The sequence below is a fragment of the Acinetobacter sp. B-6 genome (assembly GCF_056930735.1).
This window is the reverse complement of the sequence record NZ_JBXPBY010000019.1, coordinates 85,624-101,027: the sequence shown is the minus strand read 5'-3', so window position 1 is coordinate 101,027 and position 15,404 is coordinate 85,624. Positions and strand designations below refer to the sequence as shown.

Genomic DNA, 15,404 nt, shown 5'->3' with positions numbered 1-15,404 from the left:
TAAAAATATGGTTCAACGTAGCCATGTGACCAATGATGAACCCTCTTTAGAAAAAGGTGTACGTTCAACAGCTTGGTTGGTATATCTCGGTCAGCCGTGGCTTAAAAAACTCGATGAAGTACAAGCCATTCAACAACAAGACCCGAATACGCCATTAGGTTTAGAACCGATCAATGGTGGAATGTTTTTTAGAGCAGATGAATCACCACAATTGGCAAGAATAGGTTTGCCACGCCCACAAGGTTATCAAGCGTTAAACAATATTCTAAAACCAATTCGAGAAAAAATGCTTCCGTTAACACAATATGCCGATTCATTGGCAGAGTGGGAACCTGTATTTTTTCAGCCTGAACAATGTGATTGGTGGCTTGAACGTTGGGATCGAGAAGATGATGCTGAGTTATTGAAAAAATATCCTGTTCCTGAAAACTTAAAGCCACAGGATTAGATTTGATTTATGGGATGTTGATAAATAGTGAATGAGTTATTTCAACAAGCGGAAGCTTGGTTAGATCAGATTGAACAAACACAAAATTATACTTTGCCTTATGTGGACGTTGAATCCAAAACAGAACCAGTGCGCTTAAATCTAATGATGTCTTTTTGGTTTTATAACGGTGATCAACTAGAAATAAAAGAATACTTTGTAAAAAAAATACAAGATTATATTGCTTTGACGGGTGTTGAATTTCAGCGAGAAGCCTCTGTAAAAAACCAACACGAACGTAAATTTCGTAAGGACGGTTTTCCTGAAAATTTATTAGAAGATATAAAAAAGGAAAAAACCTCTGTCATTTATTATTTTTCAGATCAAGCAAAAATGAGTTTTGCACCTAATTATGGTGTTGATGTGTTGTGTAGTTCGGAGATGGCAAATAATGAACGCTATTCAACAGTCAATTTTATTTTTCCATTTGATTTTACTCAAAATAGTAACAACCGTTTGCAATGTATTGAGTTTTTTAAATCAATAGTTCGTGAAATTAAGATAGAACAAGCCTATTGTGGTTATCGCGTTGGGCAACCCTTAGATTTTACCCAAGCAGTACCTTGGTAAGCTTTTGAAACCGCAGCCAATTATCGCTTTCTTGGCTTAGATATTGATAAGAACATGACGCAAAGTAGTCATGTGACCAATGATGAACCCTCTTTAGAAAAAGGTGTACGTTCAACAGCTTGGTTGGTGTATCTCGGTCAGCCGTGGCTTGAAAAACTCGATGAAGTACAAGCCATTCAACAACAAGACCCGAATACGCCGTTACGTTTAGAGCCGATCAATGGTGGAGTATTTTTTAGAGCAGATGAATCACCACAATTGGCAAGAATAGGTTTACCACGCCCACAAGGTTATCAAGCGTTAAACAATATTATTAAACCAATTCGAGAAAAAATGCTTCCGTTAACGCAATATGCCGATTCATTGGCAGAGTGGGAACCTGTATTTTTTCAGCCTGAACAATGTGATTGGTGGCTTGGGCGTTGGGATCGAGAAGATGATGCTGAGTTATTGAAAAAATATCCTGTTCCTGAAAACTTAAAGTCGCAGGATTAGATTTATTGATCAAATGAAGTGATATTTTACTCTATGAGTTTTTCAACAGCTTGTCTATATCACTAGGTTGAAGTCACATTGAGTGAATCAAAATTTAGATAATAAAAAACCCAAGTCATTATGCTTGGGTTTTTTACAAAGATGTCGCCATCTTGAATATGGCGTCCCTACGGGGATTCGAACCCCGGTTACCGCCGTGAAAGGGCGATGTCCTAGGCCTCTAGACGATAGGGACAGATGAGGCAACACAGGTAAAACTTTTGGTGGAGTCAAGGAGGATCGAACTCCTGACCTCTACAATGCCATTGTAGCGCTCTACCAACTGAGCTATGACCCCCAGTCTGTGTGAGCGCAATATTAGGGATATTGCGCCTTCACGTCAACAGAAAAATGAATTAAGCTTCGTTGATTGCATCATTTTTCGGCAATTTAATGCTTTCGTTTAGTTTTTCCCAAACTTTTGCTTCTTTTTTGCTCGGACCACCCACAATTTCAAGTGCGTGGCGTAAACGTGCAAATGTTAAGTCTGGACCAATCGTCACCATTGATTGCATAACTGGGGTCGATGAAGTCGAACCCGCAATCGCGATAAAGAATGCAGGCATGAAATCACGGAGCTTGATTTCCATTTGATTCGCCAAATCCATAAGCGTTTGACTTACGGTATCGTTGTTCCAAGTAAATAAGCTTTCTAAACGCCAGATGGCAAACTGCAAACTTTGACGAACTTGTTCTTCACTGAGTTTTTTACTTTCGAACTGTTCTTTTGACAAGGTAGGGAATTGATTGAAATAGAAACCTGCCCAGTTAACAGCTTCAGAAAGTAAATTAATACGTGGCTGAATGGCTGCAGCAATGTCTTCAAGGGTTTTACGGTCTGCTTTCCAAGCAAGCAAAGTATTGAGCAACTCGGCAGGTGTAAGCGCTTTGATCCATTGACCATTTAACCAATTGAGTTTTTCAACATCGAAAATTGGACCGCCCAAAGAAACACGTTGAATGTCAAAATGCTCAATCATTTCAGCTAAAGTAAACTTTTCACTTTCATCTGGCATTGACCATCCCATACGACCTAAATAATTGAGTAATGCTTCAGGAAGTACGCCAATATCTTTGTAATAATTGATCGAGGTTGGGTTTTTACGCTTCGACAATTTTGATTTATCAGGATTACGCAACAATGGCATGTGACATAAGGTTGGCATTTCCCAACCAAAATATTGGTAGAGTAACTGGTGTTTTGGCGCAGATGGTATCCATTCTTCACCACGGATTACGTGGGTAATATCCATTAAATGATCATCGACCACATTGGCCAGATGATAAGTTGGTAAGCCATCGGTTTTCAGCAAAATTTGCATGTCTACCTGTGCCCATGGAATCTCAACTTCACCACGCAATAAGTCGTTGAATTGGCAAATCCCTTGTTCAGGTACTTTCATACGAATCACATGCGCTTCACCAGCAGCAAGACGTTGTTGTACTTCTTCTTGAGAAAGTTTTAAACCACGCCCATCATAACGCGGTGTTTCACCACGAGCCTGTTGCTCGGCACGCATTTGATCAAGCTCTTCAGCCGTCGCAAAACAATAGAAGGCATGCCCTTTTTCAACCAGTTCTAAAGCATATTGTTTATAAATTCCCATACGTTCAGATTGGCGATAAGGTGCGTGTGGACCACCGACATCTGGACCTTCTGACCAATTTAATCCTAACCAACGCAATGAGTCTAAAATCATTTGTTCAGATTCAGGTGTAGAGCGAAGTTGGTCTGTATCTTCAATACGAAGAATAAATTCACCACCATGTTTTTTGGCAAAACATAAGTTAAACAAAGCGATATAGGCAGTCCCTACATGTGGGAAACCTGTTGGAGAGGGTGCAATACGAGTACGGACTTTCATAACCAAATATTATTCAGAATGTAAATTGAAACTATTATAACGAAAAAGCCCAATCGCTTAAGGGTTAATTCACCAATAAAGGACTGGGCTTCTAAATTCTTTTGAGGAGTAAAGAATTTATTTTCTCAAATCAAGCAACTATGAGGTATGTGGTTGGAAAATTGCTTGTACAAAACGCGAAAATTTTTGATGTTGTTCAGCTAAAAAGTTTTGCGATGGTGTAGTTTTAAGTGAAGCTAAAACTTTGATTTGATCTTTGTCTGAAATCAATTTGCTTTCACCACGTTTTTGCTGATTCAGCGCTTTTTCAATCGGTGATTGTTTGTCGGATACCACAATCATAGATTGTATTGGTCGAGTAGTGTCTTTAATGACAGCACTATGACCTGTTTGCGCCATGATTGTTAGTCCTATACTGATACCTAACAATTTTAAATATGGATACTTCATTCCATCTACTCCCCCGGATGGTCGATTTTTTTTCTTTAACAAGGTGTGTTTAACATGGTTATTGTAGCAAAATAAGTTACAAAAAGCTTAACTACGTCACATTTTTTAATAATACTACACAAAAAATGTCTAAAAAACAACCATTGAAACGAAATGTAATAATTAAATTAATATCATATAAATATGGATGAATCGTGAAGAATTCAAGTCTACATTAAGTTGTTTAGAAAATATTCGAAATTATTAAGCTGTTTATTGCATATATTTGAATATCTTAAAATATGAAAAGAATAGAGTTTATTTTTATAAGTAATTGATTGTTAAATTAAAACAATGAAAATATAGTGCATGCTAAGTACTAAAAACTGAGAAACAAATGAAAAAACGACTGCTTTTAAGTGCAATCAGTCTGATTGCGATAGGGAATACATATGCTGCAAAAGAATTTTTAAATGTATCGTATGATCCCACACGAGAATTTTATCAAGAATATAACAAAAGTTTTGGACAGTTTTGGAAATCGAAAACAGGACAAGATGTTGAGTTTAAACAATCTCATGGTGGTTCAGGAAAACAAGCAAGATCCGTGGTCGATGGTTTACAAGCGGATGTGGTAACGTTGGCATTGGCGAATGATATTGATGAAATTGTCAATGCGGGACTGATTGAAAAAGGTTGGCAAAAGGAGTTTCCTAATAACTCGGCACCATATACCTCAACAGTGGTGTTTCTGGTCCGAAAGGGCAACCCAAAAGGAATCAAAGATTGGAATGATCTGGTAAAACCAGGTGTTGAAATTATTACACCGAACCCTAAAACGGGTGGTGCACCGCGTTGGATTTATTTATCCGCTTGGGGTTATGCCTTAAAACAGCCAGGTGGTAATGATGCTAAAGCACGTGAGTTGGTGAAAAAGATTTATAAAAATGTCAAAGTTTTAGACTCTGGTGCTCGAGGCTCTCTCACTACTTTTGCTGATCGTGGTATTGGTGATGTATTGCTGTCTTGGGAAAATGAAGCAATTTTAGCAACCTCTGGTCCAGATAAAGACAAATATCAGATTGTTTATCCGTCGATTTCTATCCTTGCTGAACCTTCAGTTGCCATTGTCGACAAAGTTGTCGATAAAGATGGCAATCGAAACCTAGCCAAAGGTTATCTAAATTATCTGTATTCTCCTGTAGGGCAAGATCTTGCAGCAAAATACAATTTCCGTCCTCGTGATACAAAAGCGGCTGCTAAATATGCTGCTAAATTCCCTAAAATCAAATTGTTCACAATTGATCAAGTTTTTGGTGGTTGGGCGAAAGCACAGAAGGTGCATTTTGCCAATGGTGGGGTATACGATCAATTTACAGCTGAAAAGTAATGCTTTGAAAGCAAAGCCTTTTGATCTGATCAGGCTTTGCTTTTTTGTACTTTTTTCAGTTTTTACTTTAAATCACTTATCCTTATATTATTGCGATAGCCTTGATGTGTACCTTATTGATTAATATTTTTATGAAAGGTGGTCCTGTTTGAGCATGACTGTTTTTTGGTTTTCTATCTTTTATCTAATATGATCAAAATAAAATTAAACTGGCAATTTCAAACTTCAATGAATTGAAAAAATTCATCAATATCAATCATCATTTATTTTTGCTCCTCATTCGATCTTGTATCTTTATGCTTTTGATTGATGTTTATTGGCTTATTTCATATATTTAGAATAATTTTAAATTTGCTGCGGCGCTCATATGAAAAAGAATTTTAAAGCACTTTTAAGTGCTGTGATTATTGCAACTGGATTTACAGGAACAACTCAAGTCACTCATGCGGCTGATCGTGAGTTTTTAAATGTGTCTTATGATGCAACTCGTGAGTTTTATGATGAGTTTAATAAATCATTTGGTGCATATTGGAAAGCGCGTACAGGAAAAACTGTGGATTTTAAACAATCACATGGCGGTTCTGGAAAGCAAGCACGTGCCGTGGTGGATGGTTTAAAAGGTGATGTGGTGACTCTGGCTCTAGCTAACGACATCAATGAAATTGTAAAGTCGGGTCAAATTAACCCGGGTTGGGAAAAAGAGTTTCCAAACAACTCAGCACCTTATACTTCAACGGTTGTATTTTTAGTGCGTAAGGGTAATCCTAAAGGTATCAAAGACTGGACAGATTTAACCAAGCCGGGTGTGCAAATCATTACACCGAATCCGAAAACGGGTGGATTGCCAAGATGGATTTATCTTTCAGCTTGGGGTTATGCATTGAAACAACCAGGTGGTGATGATGCGAAAGCGCGTGAGTTTGTTTCCAAGATGTATCATAACGTGAAAGTAATGGATCCTGCTGCACGTGCATCCATGACCACCTTTGCTGAACGTGGCATTGGTGATGTTTTATTGACTTGGGAAAATGAAGCCATGGTCAGTAAAAAAGCCACAGGCAATAAGTTTGATATCGTCTATCCGTCTATGTCGATTCTGACTGAGCCTTCTGTTGCGATTGTAGATAAGACGGTTGAGAAGAATGGCAATAAGTGGTTGGCAACAGGCTATATCAATTATTTATATTCCCCGATTGGTCAGGATATGGCAGCACGTCATTTTTATCGTCCACGTAATGCAAAAGTTTTAGCAAAATATGCGAAACAATTTCCTGAATTAAAAACTTTCACCATTGATGAAGTATTTGGTGGTTGGGCGAAAGCGCAGCAAACACATTTCGCAAATGGCGGTGTTTTCGATCAGATTTATAATACCAAACGTTAAGCGGTAATTGATTTGATGAAGAACCTCCTTAAGGAGGTTTTTTTATTCATCAATGAATAGGTTAGACTCAGTTCAAATTGAACAATAACTTGAAATTATGTGCATCCAAATCAGACTGGCGGCAGCCAATGACATTGAAACAATTTTTGATATTCGAACCTCAGTCAAAGAGAATCATTTATCACGAACACAATTGACTGAGTTAGGTATTACGACAGCAACCATATCTGAGTTAATTCACAGTTGTTCTTGTGTTTGGGTTGCTGAATTGAATGATCAGGTATGTGGATTTGCAATAGCAGATCAAGATGAGGGAAGTATTTTTGCAATGTTTGTTTATCCCGATTTTGAAGCAAAGGGCATTGGCACTGCATTACTTAAAAAAGCGGAAGATTTTTTATTTCAATATTTTCAAGAAATTTGCTTGGAAACTGATGCAAGAAGCCGTGCTTGTACGTTTTATGCTCAACATGGTTGGCGAGTCGTTGAACATTTTGAAAATCATGACGTGAAAATGATGAAGCAAGCACGGTAACTTTGTAGCACTGCTTTTGTTGTTTTTTCGCCCTATTTTTTGTTTCAAACACAGGAAAAACGGTTTTCTCTATAAAAAGTAATATTTCCCTACAAAAAGTCGTTTGGAGCTTTAACAAAACAAGGTAATAATGTGCAGTTACTTTTTTTGCTTAAACTGAAACTCTAATTATGTCTCATATTTCTGTATTACTACATGAAACTGTCGATGCTTTACTTGCAGGGCGCAATACAGGAATTTACGTGGATGGGACGTTTGGGCGTGGCGGTCACACCCGTTTATTGCTCTCTAAGTTGGATGAAAACTCCAAAGTATATGCTTTTGATAAAGATCCTCAAGCACTCGAAGTGGCATATCAGCTTGAAAAAGAAGATCCTCGATTTAAAATTATTCATGCAAGTTTTGCAGATTTACAACAAGAATTGAATCAATTGGATATTTATCAAGTTGATGGAATTATGGCAGATTTAGGGGTGTCATCACCTCAGTTAGATCAAGCTGAACGTGGTTTTAGTTTTATGCATGATGGACCACTTGATATGCGTATGGATAATTCTCAAGGGCAAACCGCTGCTGAGTGGTTGCTGGATGTTGAAGAAGAACATTTGGCGAATATCATCTTTCAATATGGTGAAGAACGTTATAGCCGTCGTATTGCCAAAGCGATTAAACAAGCCGGTTATATTGAAACCACAGGAAAATTAGCAGAAATTGTTAAAGTTGCGCATCCAAAGTGGGAAAAGAATAAGCATGCGGCAACACGAACTTTCCAAGCCATTCGTATAGAAATTAACAAAGAGCTGGATGATGTACATACCTTTTTACCTCAAGCCGTAGATTTGTTAAAATCAAACGCACGTTTAGCCGTGATAAGTTTTCATTCACTTGAAGACCGAATTATTAAGCAATTTATTCAAAAAGAATCAACTTTAGCAGAAGATAATGGTTGGGGATTACCGCAAAAAGTACAAGATACTCGTCGACTGAAAAAAATAGACCGAATTCGTGCCAGTGAGGAAGAAGTCAAGGTGAATCCTCGCTCACGTAGTGCTTGGCTCCGGGTTGCAGAGCGATTAGAACAAAAAGGCGCATAATGAAACAAGAAATTATAGAAGAATCAAGTCGTAAACTGGCTGTCAAAAAAGCAATTGTTTATGGTCTTATGGTTGCCGCAGTACTGATCAGCGCTTTTATGGTGGTGTTACAAGTTTTTGCTTATCGTCATGATTTTCGTGATTTAAATAGTTATATGCGTGAGCGCGAAGATATCAATGCAGAGTGGGGGCGTTTGCTCATTGAACAACAGACATTTGGTGCGACAGCACAAATTGGTACGCGTGCAGTAACGCAACTCCGAATGTATTCACCGCCAGCTGCACAAACAGTTGTCATTTCATTACCAAGTGAATCAGAGCAGAAGAAGTAAGGCATCTGTATGGTAGATAAGCAAACTAAACAGACTCGGCAACCGCGTAAAAAGCAGCCGTCCATTACCCAAAAAAGTACCGCATCTATCGATATGTGGCGTTTTTATCTTATGTGGGGCGTGGTTCTTTTATGCTTTGTAGGTCTGGTTGGTCGTGCATTTTATGTGCAAGTGATTAATAAAGACTTTTTGCAAAATAAAGCCAATGCCAATATTTTGCGTACAGAAACGTTGAAAGCCATGCGTGGTGTGATTAGTGATCGCCATGGTGTGCCTTTGGCGATTAGCTCTCCGATCATGAAAGTGGTGATTGATCCACGAGAGTATTTTGAGACCAAAAAGCAATTTGACACCATCACAGCTGAATTACAAAAAACGCCAAATAGTCGAAAATTGAAACGTCAGTTACCGGATGAAAATTTAAATTTAGATGAATTGGCAGATGCGGTAGGCATTGATCGTGCAGATTTAAAGAAACGTTTGAATGAACGTCCTCGCTCACGCTATTTGGTGTTAAAAAAAGAAGTTCCACCGCCTCAGGCAGATTTCATTACCCAGCATAAATTTGCAGGGGTGTATGCTGAGAAAACCTATAAACGTTATTATCCACAACCTCAACCCAATGCTCAGATTATTGGTTTAACCAATAGTGAGGGAACCGGGATTGAAGGCTTGGAGATGCAATTAAACTCACGTCTTGCAGGTGAGGATGGTGAGCAAAAAATCTCACGGGATAAGCACGGTAACCGTATTAGCACGCCAGAAGTGGTCAAAGAGGTTAAAGCAGGCGAAAATATCACTTTAAGTATAGATTCACGTTTGCAATATATTATGTATCGTGAGTTGACTGCTGTAGGTGTGGCAAACAATGCGCGCTCTGCATCTTCAATCGCTGTAGATGTTAAAACGGGCGAAATTTTGGCAATGGCAAGTTGGCCATCTTATAACCCCAACGACAAGAATGGTTTAAATAATAAAGATGCCATGCGTAACCGAGGGGCAATCGACATGTTTGAACCTGGTTCGACCATGAAGCCTTTTACGATTTCTGCTGGGTTGGAAAGTGGTCAATATACGCCAAATACTGTAGTTAATACCAGCCCGGGTTCAATGCGTTTAGGTTCTCATACCATTCGTGATACGCATAACTATGGTTCACTGACTGTTACTGGTGTGATTATCAAGTCATCTAACGTGGGCTCTGCAAAAATTGCCTTGTCTTTGCCGAAAGAAACGTTACCTAGCTTCTTTAGAAAGGTCGGTTTTGGTCAGCGTTCAGCGGTGAAATTCCCAGGTGAAAGTAGTGGTTTGGTGCTTCCTCCTGAGAAATTGAATTCATCGCAAATCGGCACAATGGCTTATGGTTATGGTCTAAATGCGACGATTTTGCAGTTGGCACAAGGCTATGCCATGTTAGCCAATCATGGTGTGGAATATCCATTAAGTCTCTATAAACTCAATGACCAGCCCAAAGGGAAGCAGGTCTTAGATCCTAAAATTGCTGATTCAGTTTTATTGATGTTAGAGCAAGTGACTATGCCAGGCGGAACCGCAAAACAAGCCAATATTCCAGGTTATCGTGTTGGTGGTAAAACAGGAACGGCACATAAGCTGCGTCCTGATCATCGTGGTTATTCAAATACAGAATATCGTGCATTATTTGCAGGTGTCGCGCCGATTAGTGATCCTCGATTAGCGATTATTGTGGTGGTGGAAAATCCTCGTGGTCAATATTATGGTGGTCTGGTTGCAGCACCAGTTTTTGCTCGAATTATGCAAGAGTCTTTACGTTTAATGAATGTGCCTTTGGACAAGCCGCTTGAAACGGCAAAGGCGACGCGATAGGTAAATCATGATGATTAATTTTCAAGACATTTATCACAATGGTCGTGATCAAGACCATACACAAAGTTGGATGTCTGAGCCATTTAAGGGTTTCTCTCTAGATAGTCGCTATGTTCAGCACGGACAGATTTTTATTGCATTAACCAGTTATTCTCAACCTGAAAAAACACGGCAGTTTGCTCAGGCGGCTTTGGATAAAGGTGCATTGGCAATTATTAGTGAAACGGATTTAGGGATTGCACCAGCTTTGGTTTGTCCTCAAGTTCGCAGATTGATGGGACAATGGCAAAAACAATATTTACAAGCAACAACACCTGTACAAGCGGTACGCGTTTTGGCTGTCACTGGAACCAATGGTAAAACAACGATTTCGCGTTTGGTTGCTGAGTTGTTGACATTGCAAAATAAAAAATGTGCGGTTATGGGGACAACAGGTAATGGTATTTTACCGCACTTGGAAGCGTCCTCGCATACCACTTTAGATGCTTTGCATATACAAAATCTAATGCATGATTTTGCCTTACAAGGCGCTGAATTTGCTTCAATCGAAGCGAGTTCTCATGGCTTGGAGCAAGGGCGCTTGAATGGTTGTGATATCGAAATTGCCGCCTATAGCAATTTAAGCCGTGATCACTTGGATTATCATGGGACACTTGAAGCCTATGCTGAAGCAAAATCTTTATTGTTTAAATGGTCTTCGTTAAAAGTCGCAGTTATTAATATTGATGATGCGCATGCTGATTTGATGATGAATGCTGCGAGCAGTAATTTGTCGCACCCTAAAGTATTGACTTATTCGACTTCTAAAGCTGCTGATTATCAGGTCTTTGGAATTAAATACAGCTTGGATGGTGCAGTTTTTCACTTAAAAACAGCCAAAGGCGAATTTACTGTACATAGCCCATTGCTTGGGCATTTTAATATTGAAAACCTTGTGGCAAGTTTAATTGTCGCTGAGCAAGCAGGCTTTGATTTAAAACAGTTGATTGCACAAGTACCAGAGTTAAAAGGCGCACCAGGACGAATGCAAGTCATTCGTGATCAGGATCGATTATTTGTTGTCGACTATGCTCACACGCCAGATGCATTAACCCAAGTATTAAAAACTTTAAAGCGCCATGTTGAAAATCAACTTTGGGCGGTATTTGGTTGTGGAGGTGATCGTGATCGTGGTAAACGTCCTTTGATGACCAAAGCAGCATTGGAACAAGCCACCCCTGTGGTGATGACATCAGATAATCCGCGCACTGAAAATCCTGAACAAATTTTTGCCGACATGAAACAAGATATCGATTTTAGCCAGCACGAGGTGCATGAAATTCATGATCGTCGTGAAGCGATTAAATATGCAGTCAAGCATGCACAAGCAGGCGATATTGTGGTGATTGCTGGCAAAGGACATGAAAACTATCAAGAAATAGATGGGGTGCGTCATTGGTTTGATGATGTTGTTGAAGTGCAATCTGCTATAGATGCGCAACACCATAAAACCAATTCAGCCTATCCAGCTCAGTAGGAATAAACGATGCATACCTCGACGACGAGTACTGTACCTTTAGAGCCATGGTCAGCAACAGAACTTGCTGAAGCAACTCAAGGATATTGGTATTTAGATCAAGTACCACAAGGTGAAATTAAACGTATTTTAACTGATTCACGCCATGCTGAATTGGGTGATGTGTTTTTAGCACTTAAAGGTGAACGTTTTGATGCACACGATTTTGTTGTGCAAGTGGCTGAAAATGGCTGCCAAATTGCGATTGTCAGTCATCCTGTTGAAGCCAATATTTGTCAGTTGGTTGTTGAAGATACCCGTTTGGCATTGGGACATTTAGGTGCGTATCGTCGCGCTCAGCATCCTCAATTAAAAGTGATTGCACTGACTGGCAGTAGTGGTAAAACCACCACCAAAGAAATGTTGGGTAGTATCCTTACACGTTTAGCTCCGACTTTGGTTACTCGTGGTAATTTAAATAATGATCTTGGTGTGCCAATGATGCTCTTGGAACTGCGTTCAGAACATCAATATGCAGTCATGGAGCTGGGTGCAAGCCATCAAGGTGAAATTGACTATACCTCAAACTTGGTACAACCTCAGGTGGCGGGTATTCTCAATATCGGCACTGCACATTTAGGAGAGTTTGGCGGTCGCGATGGAATTTGTCGTGCTAAATCTGAAATTTATCGCCATATTGATCAAACAGGAACATCTATTATTCCTGCGGCTGATGATTTCACTGATACGATTCGCCAAGCTATACAGACAGAACATTGTTTGAGTTTTGGGGATGGTGGTGAGGTTTTTGCAACAGATATTCAGTTGCTGGCACAATCAGCAATATTTACCATCAATACACCGCAAGGCTCCAAATTGGTTAATTTGCCTTTTGCAGGTGCACACAATGTACATAATGCAGAGGCTGCAACAGCATTCGCCTTAGCAATCGGTATCGCTTTAGAGGATATTGTTGCTGGTTTAGAGTCTGCACAAGGGGCTAAAGGGCGTCTAAACTTTATTCAAAAAAATAATCATTTATTGATTGATGATACCTACAACGCCAATCCAACGTCCATGCGTGCCGCAGCTGAGGTACTTGCACAACAGCAAGGAATTAAAGTCATGGTCATCGGGGATATTGGAGAGCTGGGAGATACTGCGGCTCAACAGCATTACATGCTAGGTCGTGATCTCGTTTCAGTGAGTGGTATTGATTTTGTTGTCGCTGTAGGCGAGTTTGCTCCTGCAACACAAGAAGGTGCTCGAAGCACTCAATATGGTAAAAAATTACAAGCTTTTCTGAATCAAGAACAAGCTTTGCCTTTATTATTAAGTTTAATAAAAACACATCAACCCCAGTCCATGAGTTTCTTATTTAAAGGTTCTCGTTATACCCATATGGAAACGTTGATGGCTGATTTGATGGAGAAAGTTTAATGCTGTTTTGGTTATTTCAACACTTGGCGGGTTATGAAAATGCGTTCCAAGTTGTTCGATACTTATCGTTACGCGCATTGCTCAGTGTATTGACTGCACTTGCGATTGGTTGGGCTTTGGGCCCAGTGATGATTCGTAAACTACAAGCGCTCAAATATGGTCAAGCAGTCAGTTCGTTTGCACCTGAAAATCATGCCAAGAAAATGGGTACACCAACCATGGGCGGGATTTTAATCCTACTCTCCATTGGGATTAGTACTTTGCTTTGGGCAGACTTATCCAATCCTTATGTGTGGATTGTTTTAATGGTTATGGTGATCTTTGGTGCAGTTGGCTGGGCAGATGACTGGATTAAAGTTCGTTATAAAGACAATGCTGGTTTGCCTGCCAAGAAAAAATTCTTTTGGACATCTATCGGTTCACTGGGAGCAGGTATTGCATTGTATGTAATTGCAACTCAGCAGGATAATCCTATACATACAGCCAATATGTTAGATTTGTTGATTCCATTCTTTAAGAATTTGAGTATTCCATTGTCTGCAATTCCATTGGGGATTGGGTTTATTATTTTCACCTATTTGGTCATTAATGGCGGTTCAAATGCGGTGAACTTAACTGATGGCTTGGATGGTTTGGCGATCATGCCAATTGTATTGGTTGCGGCTGGTTTAGGTGTTTTTGCATATTTGGCAGGTGATGTTCGCTTTGCCAATTATTTACATATTCCGTATGTGAAATATACATCTGAATTGGTGATTATTTGTGCTGCGATGATTGGTGCTGGTTTAGCATTCTTATGGTATAACGCACATCCTGCACAAGTCTTTATGGGCGATGTGGGAGCATTATCCCTAGGCGCGATGTTGGGTACAATCGCAGTGATGGTTCGTCAAGAAATAGTATTCGCGATCATGGGTGGGGTATTTGTTGTTGAAGCGATTTCCGTGTTTTTGCAAATCGGATCGCTACGTATGCGTAATAAACGTGTTTTCTTGATGGCACCCTTACATCATCATTATGAAAAGAAAGGCTGGCGTGAGACTCAAGTGGTGATCCGTTTCTGGATTATTACAATTATGCTGGTAGTTTTAGGTCTAATGACATTAAAATTACGATAAGCCAAAGTCAGTTGAAGAAGTCGGCATTTGCCGGCTTTTTTATTGGCTTTTACTATATTTTGTGGAGAATACGATGAATTTATTGATGTGCCCTGTATGCCGTGAGGGGTTAAGCCTATCAGGTCGAACTTGGCGCTGTGTAAATCATCATAGTTATGATGTCGCAAAGCAAGGTTATGTCAATTTACATGTGGTGCAACACAAACACAGTAAAAATCCAGGGGATACTGTTGAATCAGTACAAGCGCGACGGGCTTTTCTCAGTGATGGATTTTATGCACCTTTACAACAAGCAATCGTAAAAAAAATTCGAGATTTACGTATTGAAAATCTGTTGGATATCGGTTGCGGTGAAGGCTACTATACTGATGCAATGCAACATGAGGTGATGCAATGTGTTGGGGTAGATATTGCGAAAAATGCAGTTCAGGTGGCTGCAAAGCTCAATAAAAAAGTGACTTGGATTGTGGGAACAGGGGCGACATTACCAGTTTTAGATCAATCCATAGATCTATGTACCAGTTTGTTTAGCCCAATTCCTATTGAGGAAATCCTGCGAGTCCTTAAGCCTCAGGCTTATCTCATCGTGGTTACGCCTGCGCCTGAGCATTTGTATGCAATGCGTGAAGGTTTATTTGATGAAGTAAAAATGCATGATCCGCATAAGTTTATTGAGCAATTACAAGCGCATTTTGATTTGATTGAGCAACCGATTGTGGAAACGACTTTTGAGTTAAATCAAGCACAATTAAAAAATCTGATTGCTATGACACCTTATGCATATAAAGCAAAACCTGAAAAGCGTATGGTTTTAGAACAACAAGCACAAACTGAATTAAAAGCCGCATTTCAGATGTATATTTTTCAGAAAAAATAGCCAGTTAAT

General features: G+C 39.5%; 15 protein-coding genes and 2 tRNA genes. 13 read left to right on the top strand and 4 right to left on the bottom strand.

Annotated features, from left to right (window positions below; all coding sequences use genetic code 11):
• The 3 genes from AC1Z3T_RS19210 to AC1Z3T_RS19200 all read left to right on the top strand — a co-directional run.
• On the top strand, positions 1-448 hold a 448-nt coding region (locus AC1Z3T_RS19210; RefSeq protein ID WP_483396874.1), incomplete at its 5' end, for a type VI immunity family protein.
• 27 nt (positions 449-475) lie between these two features.
• Complete coding sequence (locus AC1Z3T_RS19205) at positions 476-1,057, top strand: hypothetical protein (RefSeq protein WP_472231564.1); 582 nt, start codon at positions 476-478, stop codon at positions 1,055-1,057.
• Between the two features lie 54 nt (positions 1,058-1,111).
• On the top strand, positions 1,112-1,552 hold the full coding sequence (locus AC1Z3T_RS19200; RefSeq protein ID WP_472231565.1) for a type VI immunity family protein: 441 nt from the start codon (positions 1,112-1,114) through the stop codon (positions 1,550-1,552).
• A 159-nt stretch (positions 1,553-1,711) separates the two neighbouring features.
• Here AC1Z3T_RS19200 and AC1Z3T_RS19195 read toward each other — a convergent pair.
• The 4 genes from AC1Z3T_RS19195 to AC1Z3T_RS19180 form a co-directional block, all read right to left on the bottom strand.
• Positions 1,712-1,787, bottom strand: a tRNA-Glu gene (locus tag AC1Z3T_RS19195).
• A gap of 26 nt (positions 1,788-1,813) precedes the next feature.
• Positions 1,814-1,889: transfer RNA gene (locus tag AC1Z3T_RS19190), tRNA-Ala, on the bottom strand.
• A gap of 58 nt (positions 1,890-1,947) precedes the next feature.
• Positions 1,948-3,456, bottom strand: coding sequence for a glutamate--tRNA ligase (gltX, locus tag AC1Z3T_RS19185; RefSeq protein ID WP_005034363.1), 1,509 nt, complete (start codon positions 3,454-3,456; stop codon positions 1,948-1,950).
• 138 nt (positions 3,457-3,594) lie between these two features.
• Positions 3,595-3,906 carry a hypothetical protein gene (locus AC1Z3T_RS19180; protein WP_100884385.1) on the bottom strand — a complete coding sequence of 104 codons (312 nt, stop codon included), beginning with the start codon at positions 3,904-3,906 and terminating at the stop codon, positions 3,595-3,597.
• A 376-nt stretch (positions 3,907-4,282) separates the two neighbouring features.
• Here AC1Z3T_RS19180 and AC1Z3T_RS19175 point away from each other — a divergent pair, with 376 nt between their 5' ends.
• From AC1Z3T_RS19175 to AC1Z3T_RS19130, 10 genes are all read left to right on the top strand, one after another.
• Entirely contained in the window at positions 4,283-5,275 is a 993-nt protein-coding gene (locus AC1Z3T_RS19175; RefSeq protein WP_005034362.1) for a sulfate ABC transporter substrate-binding protein, read from the top strand.
• Positions 5,276-5,642: 367 nt separating this feature from the next.
• Positions 5,643-6,659, top strand: coding sequence for a sulfate ABC transporter substrate-binding protein (locus AC1Z3T_RS19170; RefSeq protein ID WP_004825411.1), 1,017 nt, complete (start codon positions 5,643-5,645; stop codon positions 6,657-6,659).
• A 97-nt stretch (positions 6,660-6,756) separates the two neighbouring features.
• Positions 6,757-7,194, top strand: coding sequence for a GNAT family N-acetyltransferase (locus AC1Z3T_RS19165; protein ID WP_005034361.1), 438 nt, complete (start codon positions 6,757-6,759; stop codon positions 7,192-7,194).
• 170 nt (positions 7,195-7,364) lie between these two features.
• Positions 7,365-8,288 (top strand): 16S rRNA (cytosine(1402)-N(4))-methyltransferase RsmH, encoded by a 924-nt coding sequence (rsmH, locus tag AC1Z3T_RS19160; protein WP_005034360.1) that lies wholly within the window; start codon positions 7,365-7,367, stop codon positions 8,286-8,288.
• Positions 8,288-8,620 (top strand): cell division protein FtsL, encoded by a 333-nt coding sequence (gene ftsL / locus AC1Z3T_RS19155; protein WP_004825406.1) that lies wholly within the window; start codon positions 8,288-8,290, stop codon positions 8,618-8,620. Before rsmH ends, ftsL begins: the two co-directional genes overlap by 1 nt.
• A 9-nt stretch (positions 8,621-8,629) precedes the next feature.
• Positions 8,630-10,465: a penicillin-binding protein PBP3 gene (ftsI, locus tag AC1Z3T_RS19150; protein ID WP_004825404.1), complete on the top strand. Its 1,836-nt coding sequence runs from the start codon at positions 8,630-8,632 to the stop codon at positions 10,463-10,465.
• A 7-nt stretch (positions 10,466-10,472) separates the two neighbouring features.
• Positions 10,473-11,981 carry a UDP-N-acetylmuramoyl-L-alanyl-D-glutamate--2,6-diaminopimelate ligase gene (locus tag AC1Z3T_RS19145; RefSeq protein WP_100884386.1) on the top strand — a complete coding sequence of 503 codons (1,509 nt, stop codon included), beginning with the start codon at positions 10,473-10,475 and terminating at the stop codon, positions 11,979-11,981.
• A gap of 9 nt (positions 11,982-11,990) precedes the next feature.
• Positions 11,991-13,400 (top strand): UDP-N-acetylmuramoyl-tripeptide--D-alanyl-D-alanine ligase, encoded by a 1,410-nt coding sequence (locus AC1Z3T_RS19140; protein ID WP_100884387.1) that lies wholly within the window; start codon positions 11,991-11,993, stop codon positions 13,398-13,400.
• Positions 13,400-14,518, top strand: a complete 1,119-nt coding sequence (mraY, locus tag AC1Z3T_RS19135) for a phospho-N-acetylmuramoyl-pentapeptide-transferase (protein ID WP_004825397.1) — start codon at positions 13,400-13,402, stop codon at positions 14,516-14,518. The genes AC1Z3T_RS19140 and mraY overlap by 1 nt, the downstream gene beginning before the upstream one ends.
• A gap of 73 nt (positions 14,519-14,591) precedes the next feature.
• Positions 14,592-15,395, top strand: coding sequence for a putative RNA methyltransferase (locus AC1Z3T_RS19130; protein WP_100884388.1), 804 nt, complete (start codon positions 14,592-14,594; stop codon positions 15,393-15,395).
• The last annotated feature ends 9 nt before the right edge of the window (positions 15,396-15,404 follow it).

Coding starts and splice junctions, on each gene's coding strand:
- AC1Z3T_RS19145 (WP_100884386.1), top strand. CDS start 10,473: ATGATGATTAATTTTCAAGACATTTATCACAATGGTCGTGATCAAGAC.
- AC1Z3T_RS19170 (WP_004825411.1), top strand. CDS start 5,643: ATGAAAAAGAATTTTAAAGCACTTTTAAGTGCTGTGATTATTGCAACT.
- AC1Z3T_RS19140 (WP_100884387.1), top strand. CDS start 11,991: ATGCATACCTCGACGACGAGTACTGTACCTTTAGAGCCATGGTCAGCA.
- AC1Z3T_RS19180 (WP_100884385.1), bottom strand. CDS start 3,906: ATGAAGTATCCATATTTAAAATTGTTAGGTATCAGTATAGGACTAACA.
- ftsI (WP_004825404.1), top strand. CDS start 8,630: ATGGTAGATAAGCAAACTAAACAGACTCGGCAACCGCGTAAAAAGCAG.
- ftsL (WP_004825406.1), top strand. CDS start 8,288: ATGAAACAAGAAATTATAGAAGAATCAAGTCGTAAACTGGCTGTCAAA.
- gltX (WP_005034363.1), bottom strand. CDS start 3,456: ATGAAAGTCCGTACTCGTATTGCACCCTCTCCAACAGGTTTCCCACAT.
- AC1Z3T_RS19175 (WP_005034362.1), top strand. CDS start 4,283: ATGAAAAAACGACTGCTTTTAAGTGCAATCAGTCTGATTGCGATAGGG.
- rsmH (WP_005034360.1), top strand. CDS start 7,365: ATGTCTCATATTTCTGTATTACTACATGAAACTGTCGATGCTTTACTT.
- AC1Z3T_RS19130 (WP_100884388.1), top strand. CDS start 14,592: ATGAATTTATTGATGTGCCCTGTATGCCGTGAGGGGTTAAGCCTATCA.
- AC1Z3T_RS19200 (WP_472231565.1), top strand. CDS start 1,112: ATGACGCAAAGTAGTCATGTGACCAATGATGAACCCTCTTTAGAAAAA.
- AC1Z3T_RS19165 (WP_005034361.1), top strand. CDS start 6,757: ATGTGCATCCAAATCAGACTGGCGGCAGCCAATGACATTGAAACAATT.
- mraY (WP_004825397.1), top strand. CDS start 13,400: ATGCTGTTTTGGTTATTTCAACACTTGGCGGGTTATGAAAATGCGTTC.